This window comes from Pseudomonas putida, assembly GCF_001941965.1.
GTDB classification, from domain to species: domain Bacteria; phylum Pseudomonadota; class Gammaproteobacteria; order Pseudomonadales; family Pseudomonadaceae; genus Aquipseudomonas; species Aquipseudomonas putida_L.
In genome coordinates this window covers 28,533-38,567 of sequence record NZ_MKZO01000043.1, presented here as the reverse complement: position 1 = coordinate 38,567, position 10,035 = coordinate 28,533, and the positions used below count along the sequence as shown (strand labels likewise).

General features: G+C 63.8%; 7 protein-coding genes. 3 read left to right on the top strand and 4 right to left on the bottom strand.

Annotated features, from left to right (window positions below; all coding sequences use genetic code 11):
• On the top strand, window positions 1-126 hold a 126-nt coding region (locus tag PSEMO_RS34365), incomplete at its 5' end, for a hypothetical protein (RefSeq protein ID WP_372239135.1).
• A 110-nt stretch (window positions 127-236) separates the two neighbouring features.
• Here PSEMO_RS34365 and PSEMO_RS22975 read toward each other — a convergent pair.
• Window positions 237-1,901 carry a putative bifunctional diguanylate cyclase/phosphodiesterase gene (locus tag PSEMO_RS22975; RefSeq protein WP_075805247.1) on the bottom strand — a complete coding sequence of 555 codons (1,665 nt, stop codon included), beginning with the start codon at window positions 1,899-1,901 and terminating at the stop codon, window positions 237-239.
• Window positions 1,902-2,166: 265 nt separating this feature from the next.
• Here PSEMO_RS22975 and rep point away from each other — a divergent pair, with 265 nt between their 5' ends.
• Window positions 2,167-4,176, top strand: coding sequence for a DNA helicase Rep (gene rep, locus PSEMO_RS22970; RefSeq protein WP_075805246.1), 2,010 nt, complete (start codon window positions 2,167-2,169; stop codon window positions 4,174-4,176).
• 66 nt (window positions 4,177-4,242) lie between these two features.
• Window positions 4,243-4,812 (top strand): xanthine phosphoribosyltransferase, encoded by a 570-nt coding sequence (locus PSEMO_RS22965; protein ID WP_009395836.1) that lies wholly within the window; start codon window positions 4,243-4,245, stop codon window positions 4,810-4,812.
• Between the two features lie 178 nt (window positions 4,813-4,990).
• On the opposite strand, the gene PSEMO_RS22960 is transcribed toward PSEMO_RS22965, so the two are convergent.
• Genes PSEMO_RS22960 through PSEMO_RS22950 form a run of 3 tightly spaced genes read right to left on the bottom strand, consistent with a single transcriptional unit; the run spans window position 4,991 to window position 9,891 of the window.
• Window positions 4,991-6,364: an HlyD family type I secretion periplasmic adaptor subunit gene (locus PSEMO_RS22960; RefSeq protein WP_075805245.1), complete on the bottom strand. Its 1,374-nt coding sequence runs from the start codon at window positions 6,362-6,364 to the stop codon at window positions 4,991-4,993.
• Window positions 6,354-8,507, bottom strand: coding sequence for a type I secretion system permease/ATPase (locus tag PSEMO_RS22955; protein WP_075805244.1), 2,154 nt, complete (start codon window positions 8,505-8,507; stop codon window positions 6,354-6,356). The genes PSEMO_RS22960 and PSEMO_RS22955 overlap by 11 nt, the downstream gene beginning before the upstream one ends.
• Window positions 8,508-8,544: 37 nt before the next feature.
• Window positions 8,545-9,891 (bottom strand): TolC family outer membrane protein, encoded by a 1,347-nt coding sequence (locus tag PSEMO_RS22950; RefSeq protein ID WP_075805243.1) that lies wholly within the window; start codon window positions 9,889-9,891, stop codon window positions 8,545-8,547.
• Window positions 9,892-10,035 lie beyond the last annotated feature (144 nt).

The window sequence follows — 10,035 nt, the reverse complement described above, 5'->3', positions numbered from 1 at the left end:
GTCGGCGTGTGGTGGGGGCTGGCGTTGGGGCTGGCGTTTGCGGCGGTGGGGCTGACGCTGGCGTTCGAGTGGCGGATGAAGCGGATGATTGGTGGGGTTGGACTGGGGGTGCCGGTTCGGTCCTGAGATGTGCTTTGTTCTTTAGGGCCCTATCGCTGGCAAGCCAGCTCCCACAGGTCCAGCGGTGCACCCGGTCCCTGTGGGAGCTGGCTTGCCAGCGATGAGGCCCGGGAGGTTTACAAAGCAACCGGCCTTTGCGAGGCATTCAGCAGCAGGAACTCCACCAGCGGCTCGATCGCCAGCGGCTTGCTGATAAGGAAGCCCTGGATCTGGTCACAGCCAAAGCTGCGCAACAGGTCCAGTTGCTCCTCGGTCTCCACCCCTTCCGCCACCACTTCCAGATGAAGGTTGTGCGCCAGGTTGATCATCGCGTGCACCAGCTTGCGGTTCTCTTCCCGCGTTTCCATGCCGCCGACAAAGCTGCGGTCGACCTTGAGCAAGGTGATCGGCAGGCTGTTGAGGTGGACGAAGGACGAGAAGCCGGTACCAAAGTCATCCAGCGAGAAACGCACGCCCAGGCGCCCGAGGGCGTCCATGGTCTGCTTGACCAGGTCGTTGCGGCGCATCACCGCCGTTTCGGTCAGTTCGAACTCCAGCCAGCGGGCATCGACACCATGCTGGACGATCAAGCGGCTGAGGGTCGCCAGTAACTGGCTGTCCTGGAACTGGCGGAACGACAGGTTTACCGCCATGTGCAACGGCGCCAGGCCGCGCTCCCGGAGAATCTGCATGTCGCGCAAGGCCCGGGAGATCACCCAGTAACCCAGGGGCACGATCAGCCCGCTCTGCTCGGCCAGCGGCACGAACTCGCTGGGCGGCAGCAGGCCGCGTTCGGCATGGCGCCAGCGCACCAGGGCTTCGAGGCCGACGATACGGCCCTCTTCCAGGTCCAGGCGCGGCTGGTAGTGCAGTTCCAGTTCGTCGCGGCGCAGGGCGCGGCGCAGCTCGCCTTCGAGGTCGGCCAGGCTGCGGGCGTTGCGGTTAATCCGCTCGTCGAAGATGTGATAGGTGCAGCCGTGCACGCCCTTGGCCTGCTGCATGGCGATATGCGCGTGCCACATCAGCGGGTCGGCACCGGCCTGGGCACGGGCATGGGCGACACCCAGGCTGCACCCGACCAGCAGGCTTTCGCCGTCGATCCAGTAGGGTTCGGCCAGGGCTTCGACGATCCGCTCGGCCACGCGCTCGGCGCGCTGCGGTTCGCGGCGGGTGTCGATCAGCAGGGCGAACTCGTCGCTGCCCAGCCGCGCCACGCGGTCCCCGGCTTCCAGCTGGCTCTTGAGCCGGCCGACCACCTGCAGGATCAGGCGGTCGCCACCCTGGTGACCAAGGGCGTCGTTGGCATGGCGGAAGTTGTCGAGGTCGAGGTGGCCGAGGGCAACGCCGCGGCCTTCGTTCTCGGCCAGGCGCGCGGTCAGCAGGGTCTGGAAGCCCTGGCGGTTGGCGATGCCGGTGAGCGGATCTTCCTCGGCCAGGCGCTGCAGGGTGGCTTCCAGCACACCGCGCTCGCGCACGTGGCGCAGGCAGCGGCGCAGGGTGTCGCTGCCCAGTTGGCCGCGCACCAGCCAGTCGCTGACGCCCGGCGGCGCCTTGGCCGGCTCGGCGTCGAGCAGCAGCACCATGGGCAGGTCGCAACGCCCCGGCGCCGGCTGGCGGCCCGGTGTGGTCAGGACCACCGCGTTACGGTCGCGGGCGAACAGGCTGTCCACCGACTCCCAGGTCGGCGCCGTCAGCAATACCGCAGTGCCCGCCAGCGGCAACAGAGACTCGCCGAGGGCAACCGCCCACTCGGACTCTTCAGCCAGCAGGAGCAAACGCAACGGTTCGGCAGGCGTAGACAAGCTCTCTCCTTAGTTAGCAGTACGCGGACGCAGACAGGGTAACGGGCGAATCATTGGCGACAACGACGCCAATGTAAATGATTTTCACTTTGATCAACCGCCCTGCCCCGGGGAAATCCATCCAGACGGGGGTGCATCCTGATGGAAAGTAGCAGAGCCGGCAAATTTAGATATTGTGCTGCGTCACACTGTCAGACGGTCGCGCCATGACGGCGAAGCCCTGTTAAACTGCGCGGCTATTTTTCAGCCACCCCCGGTTTCCGTCATGTCCCGACTCAATCCCCGGCAGCAAGAAGCCGTGAACTACGTCGGCGGCCCGCTCCTGGTACTCGCCGGCGCAGGCTCCGGCAAGACCAGCGTGATCACCCGCAAGATCGCCCACCTGATCCAGAACTGCGGGATCCGCGCCCAGTACATCGTGGCCATGACCTTCACCAACAAGGCCGCGCGGGAGATGAAGGAGCGGGTCGGCACCCTGCTGCGCAAGGGCGAAGGCCGCGGCCTGACGGTGTCCACCTTCCACAACCTCGGTCTCAACATCATCCGCAAGGAACACGTGCGCCTGGGCTACAAGCCCGGTTTCTCGATCTTCGACGAGACCGACGTGAAAGCGCTGATGACCGACATCATGCAGAAGGAATACTCCGGGGACGACGGCGTCGACGAGATCAAGAACATGATCGGCGCCTGGAAGAACGACCTGATCCTGCCCCCCGAGGCCCTGGAAAAGGCACGCAACCCCAAGGAGCAGACCGCCGCCATCGTCTATTCCCACTACCAGCGCACGCTCAAGGCGTTCAACGCGGTGGACTTCGACGACCTGATCCTGCTGCCGGTGAAGCTGTTCGAGGACAACCCGGACATCCTGGAAAAGTGGCAGAACCGCGTGCGCTACCTGTTGGTGGACGAATACCAGGACACCAACGCCAGCCAGTACCTGCTGGTGAAGATGCTGATCGGCACGCGCAACCAGTTCACCGTGGTCGGCGATGACGACCAGTCGATCTACGCCTGGCGTGGCGCGCGTCCGGAAAACCTGATGCTGCTCAAAGACGACTACCCGTCGTTGAAGGTGGTGATGCTGGAGCAGAACTACCGCTCCACCAGCCGCATCCTGCGCTGCGCCAACGTGCTGATCTCGAACAACCCGCATGCCTTCGAGAAGCAGTTGTGGAGCGAAATGGGCCACGGCGACGAGATCCGCGTGATCCGCTGCAAGAACGAGGAAGCCGAGGCCGAGCGGGTGGCCATGGAGATCCTCAGCCTGCACCTGCGCACCGACCGGCCCTACAGCGATTTCGCCATCCTCTATCGCGGCAACTACCAGGCCAAGCTGATCGAGCTGAAATTGCAGCACCACCAGGTGCCGTATCGCCTGTCCGGCGGCAACAGCTTCTTCGGCCGCCAGGAAGTGAAGGACCTGATGGCCTACTTCCGCCTGCTGGTGAACCCGGACGACGACAACGCCTACCTGCGGGTGATCAACGTACCGCGTCGGGAAATCGGCTCGACCACCCTGGAAAAGCTCGGCAACTACGCCACCGAGCGCAAGATCTCGATGTACGCCGCCAGCGAGGAGCTGGGCCTGCGCGAGCATCTGGACAGCCGCTTCACCGACCGCCTGCACCGCTTCAAGACCTGGATGGACAAGGTTCGCGAGCAGGTGGCCCTGGAAGATCCGATCGCCGCGCTGCGCAGCATGGTGATGGACATCGATTACGAAAACTGGATTCGCAGCAACAGCTCCAGCGACAAGGCCGCGGACTTCCGCATGGGCAACGTCTGGTTCCTCATCGACGCGCTGAAAAGCACGCTGGAGAAGGACGAGGACGGCGACATGACCATCGAGGACGCCATCGGCAAGCTGGTGCTGCGCGATATGCTGGAGCGCCAGCAGGAAGAGGAAGACGGCGCCGAGGGCGTGCAGATGATGACCCTGCATGCCTCCAAGGGCCTGGAATTCCCCTACGTGTTCATCATGGGCATGGAGGAGGAGATCCTTCCGCACCGCTCCAGCATCGAAGCCGACACCATCGAGGAAGAGCGCCGCCTGGCGTATGTCGGCATTACCCGTGCGCGCCAGACCCTGGCCTTCACCTTCGCCGCCAAGCGCAAGCAGTACGGCGAGATCATCGATTGTTCGCCGAGCCGCTTCCTGGATGAGCTGCCCGACGACGATCTGGCCTGGGAAGGCCTGGACGACGCACCGGTAGAGGTCAAGGCGGCACGCGGCAATACGGCACTTGCCGATATCCGCGCCATGCTCAAACGGTAGATAATCAACCCCTTCAATCGCCCTGGCCCATGCCGGGGCCTTTTGCTTACATCCGAGGAAACACCCGTGGAAGCACTGCACCAGAAGATTCGCGAAGAAGGCATCGTGCTTTCCGATCAGGTCCTGAAAGTCGATGCGTTTCTCAACCACCAGATCGACCCGGCGCTGATGGCCCTGATCGGCGACGAATTCGCCCGTCTGTTCGCCGATTCCGGCGTGACCAAGATCGTCACCATCGAAGCCTCGGGCATCGCCCCGGCGGTGATGACCGGCCTGAAGCTGGGCGTTCCGGTGATTTTCGCGCGCAAGCACCAGTCCCTGACCCTGACGGAAAACCTGCTGACCGCGTCGGTGTATTCCTTCACCAAGCAGACCGAGAACACCGTGGCCATCTCGCCGCGTCACCTGAACAGCAGCGACCGCGTGCTGGTGATCGACGACTTCCTGGCCAACGGCAAGGCGTCCCAGGCGCTGATCTCGATCATCAAGCAGGCCGGTGCCACCGTTGCCGGTTTGGGTATCGTCATCGAGAAGTCGTTCCAGGGCGGCCGTGCCGAGCTGGACAGCCAGGGTTATCGCGTTGAATCGCTGGCCCGGGTGAAATCGCTGGAAGGCGGCCAGGTCACCTTCCTCTGACCGAGCCGGCTCCGGCCCGGATGTGAAAAGCCCGCCGCCACAGTGATGTGGCGGCGGGCTTTTTCATATCTCCAAGTGTTGTGGTGCCTGTGAGGGCCCTATCGCTGGCAAGCCAGCTCCCACAGGGACCGAGTGCGCCGCTGGACCTGTGGGAGCTGGCTTGCCAGCGATGAGGCCCTCAACGTTCGCGCAAGGCCTCGGCCCGGGCGCGGATGATCGGTTTGAGCAGGTAGCTCAGCACGCTCTTCTTGCCGGTGATGATATCCACCGACGCCACCATCCCCGGGATGATCAGCAGCGGTTTCTCGTCAGTCCCCAGGTGACTGCGCTCGGTACGCAGCTTGATCAGGTAGAAGGTGTTGCCCTCCTCATCGGTGATGGTGTCCGCACCGATCTGCTCCAGCTTGGCCTTGAGCCCGCCATAGATGGTGAAGTCATACGCCGTGAACTTGACCATGGCTTCCTGGCCCGGGTGCAGGAAGGCAATGTCCTGCGGCCGGATCCGCGCTTCCACCAGCAAGGTGTCGTCCAGTGGGACGATCTCTACCAGGTCGCTGCCCGGCTGGATCACGCCACCAATGGTGTTGACCAGCACCTGCTTGACGATCCCCCGCACCGGCGAGGTGACCAGGGTCCGGCTGACCCGGTCTTCCAGAGCCTTGCCTGTGGCTTCGGTCTTGTTCAGGTCGGTACGGGCTTCGTTGAGCTGGGTCAGGGCATCGCTGCGGAACTTGCCGCGAGTCTCGTCGATCTTGCGCTCGACTTCCTTGACCGCCGACTCCGCCCGCGGGATCGCCAGGGTGGTGGCGTCGAGCTGGCCACGGTTTTCCACTTCGGCACGCTTGAGGCGCAGCACTTCCACCGGGGACACCGCACCCTGTGCTACCAACGGCTCCGACATGCCGATTTCCTGACGCAGCAGGTTCAGGCTGTTGCGGTACTGGGCCTGCTTGGAGCCGAACTCGCGTAGTTCCTGCTGCCGCTGTACCAGTTGCTCCTGGAGACCGCCGATTTCATCCTGCAACTGCTGACGACGGCTGTTGTACAGGGATTCTTCGTTGGCCGCCTGGCTCGGTGCCGCCTTGCGCAACTCGGCGTCGATGTTCAGCGGCCGGTCCTCGACCTCGGCACTCAGGCGTTCGACCCGCAGGGCCAGGCCCACGCGGTCGGCCTCGGTTTCGCCAACGTTGGAGACGAAGCGGGTGGCATCCAGGCGCAGCAGCGGCGCGCCGGCTTCGACCACTTCACCTTCACGGGCGAAGATCTCGGAGACGATACCGCCCTCCAGGTTCTGGATCTTCTGCAGCTTGGACGACGGAATCGCCTTGCCGTCGCCCCGGGTAACTTCGTCGAGTACCGCGAAGTTGGCCCAGAGCACCAGGAACAGGAAGAAGCAGATGATGCCCCAGATGGTCAGCCGCACGATGCGCGGGGCGTCTTCCACCAGCGCCTTGTTGACCTCCGGCAGCGGCTCGCCGCCGAAGGATTGCGAACCCTTGAAATAGCCGCGCAGGGTGTCCTTGAAGCGTCCCACTCCAGACTTAAGCAACACTGATCTGCCCCTTCTTCAGTGCATCCATGACAGCAGCTTTAGGGCCATCGGCAACGATCTGGCCGCGATCGACCACGATCAGGCGGTCGACCAGGGTCAGCAACGAGGCACGGTGGGTCACCAGCAACACGGTCTTGTTCTCGATCACCGCCTGCAAGCGCTGCTTGAGGCGCTCTTCACCGGTGTTGTCCATGGCCGCGGTGGGCTCGTCGAGCAGGAGGATCTGCGGGTTGAGCAACAGCGCGCGGGCCAGGGCGACGTTCTGCCGCTGGCCGCCGGACAGGTTCTGGCCACGTTCGCCGACCTGCAGTTCATAACCTTGCGGGTGCAGGCGGGCAAATTCGTGGACACCCGCCAGCTCGGCGGCCTGCAGGACCATTTCGTCCTCGACGTAACGGGCGCCGCTGACCAGGTTGTCACGCAGAGTGCCGGCCAGCAGCTGGATATCCTGGGGCACATAGCCGAGGTTGTGGCGCAGTTCGCTGACGTCGATCTGGCGAATGTCCACGCCATCGATCAGCAGCGAACCGGCGTCGGCCTCGTACAGGCCCACGATCAGCTTGGCCAGGGAGCTCTTGCCCGAGCCGCTGCGGCCGATGATGCCGACCTTCTCGCCGGGACGGATGGCCAGGCTGATGTTCTTCAATGCCGGGTTCTGCTGGTTCGGGTAGGTGAAGTCGACACCACGGAATTCCACGGCACCCTGCAACACGCGGCGGCTCAGCGGACGCTCCTCGAAGTTGCGCTCCTGCGGCAGCTCCATCATCTGGTCGGTGGAGACCATGGTCACCTTGGCCTGCTGGTAGCGGGTCAGCAGGCCGGCCAGTTGGCCCAGTGGCGCGAGGGCGCGGCCGCTGAGCATGTAGCAGGCGATCAGGCCGCCCATGCTGAGGTTGCCGGCCATGATCTGGTACACGCCAAAGCAGATCAGGGTAACGCCGGCCATCTGCTGGATCAGCAAGGTGATGTTCATCGCCAGGCCGGAAAGCACCTTGACCCGCAGTTCCAGGCGGCTGAGGGTGCCGATGGTCTGCTCCCACATGTACTGGCGTTCGCTTTCGGCGTTGTTGACCTTGACCGCGTCGAGGCCGGCGAGGGTTTCGATCAGGCTCGACTGGCGCTCGGAGGCCAGGGCCATGGTCCGTTCGAGGGTCGCGGTCAGCGGTTTCTGCAAGGCATAGCCGATACCCAGGGCCAGCGGGAAGGCCACCACCGGAATCCACACCAGGTGCCCGCCGATGATACCGATCACCATCAGGATCAGCAGGGTGAACGGCAGGTCGATCAGGCTGGCCAGGGTCAGCGAGGCAAGGAAGTCGCGCAGGCCCTGGAACTCATGGATGTTCTGGGCAAAGCTGCCGACCCGCGCCGGGCGGTACTTCATCGACATGCCGACGATGCGCTCGAACAGCGTGGCGGAAATGATCAGGTCGGTCTTTTTCCCCGCCAGATCGAGGCAAAGGCTGCGCAAGCCCTTGAGGATCAGGTCGAAGACATAGGCCCCGGTGATGCCAATGGCCAGCACCCACAGGGTCGAGGTGGCCTGGTTCGGCACCACGCGGTCGTAGACGTTCATCACGAACAGCGGCGCGGCCATGGCGATGACGTTGATGATCAGGCTGGCGGCGATGGCGTCGGCATACAGCCAGCGCGAACGCTTGAGGGTATCGCGGAACCAGGAACGGGCCCGCGGGATCAGGTTGCCGTGGTTGACGTCGAACTTGTGCTGCGGCTGGGCGAAGAACACCCGCCCGGTGTAGTCCGCTTCCAGCGCCTCGCGGCTGACATGCACCTCGCCGCCATCGCTCTCGCTGAGCAGCAGGCGCGCAGTGTTGTCATTCTCCCAACCCAGCAGCACCGTGCTGCGCCCACCCTTGAGCAGGAGCATGGTGGGCATGGCGATCGAGGGGATGTGCTCCAGCTTGCGCTGCAACAGGCGCCCCTGCAGCCCCGCCCGCGCCGCCGCCCGTGACAGCAGCTCGGGGCTCAGGCGCTGGGCCGGCAGCGGCAGGCCGGTGGTGAGCATGGCGCGGCTGGCCGGTTTCTGGTGCAACACGCAAAGCGACAGCAGGCTGTCCAGCAGCGGGTCATCGTGCAGGCTTCGCGGGTCATGGGTGAGGTTTCTGCTGACAAATGAATCCACGCGGACTTCCTTGCTGGCTTGAAGGACTATTTGGCTATCAGTTCAGCCCGGGCAGGTTCACCCTCGGCTTGAGCTCGTTCTGTACGACCGTGGCCATCGGTGCCACGACACCCTGGCTCTTGAGCAGTTGACCAATGGTCGCCTTGATCCGGTACTGAGTAAACAGCTGCACGCTCTTCACTTCGGCCAGGCGCCGCTGGGCAGTGAACAGTTCGTTCTCGCTGTCGAGCAGGTCGAGCAGCGAGCGCTCGCCCAGGCTGAACTGGCTCTGGTAGGCCGAGCGTACCTTGGTGCTGTGATCGACATATTGCTGGGCGATCGGTACCTGCGCATCGGCGTTCTGCATAGCATTCCACGCCAAGCCTAACTCCTCGTTGAGCTGACGCAAGGCATTGTTGCGAATATCCAGGGCCTGGCTGGCCTGATAGGCCTTGGACTCCAGGTCGGCCTTGTCGCTGCCGCCGTCGTACAGGTTGAAGGTCATGCGCACCATGGCCTGCCACTCGTTGTTGTGCCCGTTGACGCCGTCGACGTCGTTGTTCGCACTGCGTTCCAGCTCGGCGTCGAAGCGCGGGTAGAACCGTGATTTCGCCGTGTCGTACTGCTTGTCCGCTGCGGCGATGTCGGATTCCGCCGAGCGCAGGGCAGGGTTGCTTTCGACCATTTGCTGGCGGGCTTCATTCAGGGTCGCGGGCAGCAGATCGATGAAAGGGGCGGGGGCGCTCAGTTCATCGGGCAGTTGACCAACGACACTCAGGTAATTGGTTTGTGCGTCCGCGAGGTTGGTTTGTTCCGTCAGCAGGTTGTTTTTCGCCGAGGCCAGGCGGGCTTCGGCCTGGTCCATGTCGGCCATGCGCCCGACACCGCGGGAGGTGCGTAGCTGGATCTGGTCGAAGATGCGCTCGTGGCTGCGCAGGTTGTCCTCGGCCAGGCGCACCATGTCGCGACGCGTCAACACTTCGATGTAGACCCTGGCGGTTTCCAGGGCGGTGCGCTCGGACGTGTTAAGCAGGGCATACGCCCGGGCATTGGCGGTGGCTTGTTGACGCCCCACTTCGTTTGGCGTCGCAAAACCGTCGAACACCATCTGTCGCAAGCGCAGGCTGGATTCGCCACGGTTCAGGGTTTGCGAGTTGCCCCCGCCGACGCGGGTACTCGGGCTGTCGGTGTTTTCCCGGCCGTAGCCGGCCAGTACATCGACCTTGGGCAGGTAGCCGCCTTGAGCGATCCGAACCTGCTTGTCGGCGGCCAGACGACCGTTGATCCCCGCCTGGACTTCCGGGTGCGCTTCAAGCGCCTGTTGCATGGCGTGCGGCAAGGTTTGTGCAGTGCTGAAGGAGGCGAACAAAGCGAGGGGCAAGGCAGTGAATACGGTGCGACGCATTTCGTTTTTCTTCCCTAGGGACAGCGTGTCCCACATCAGAGCAAAACATGGCAAAGCGCCAAAAACTGGCTATAACGGATGCCGCGTGTCGGAAATTTCCGAGTGAGAACCCCGTCACAGATCAAGGGCTCTTCACCTGGTGAA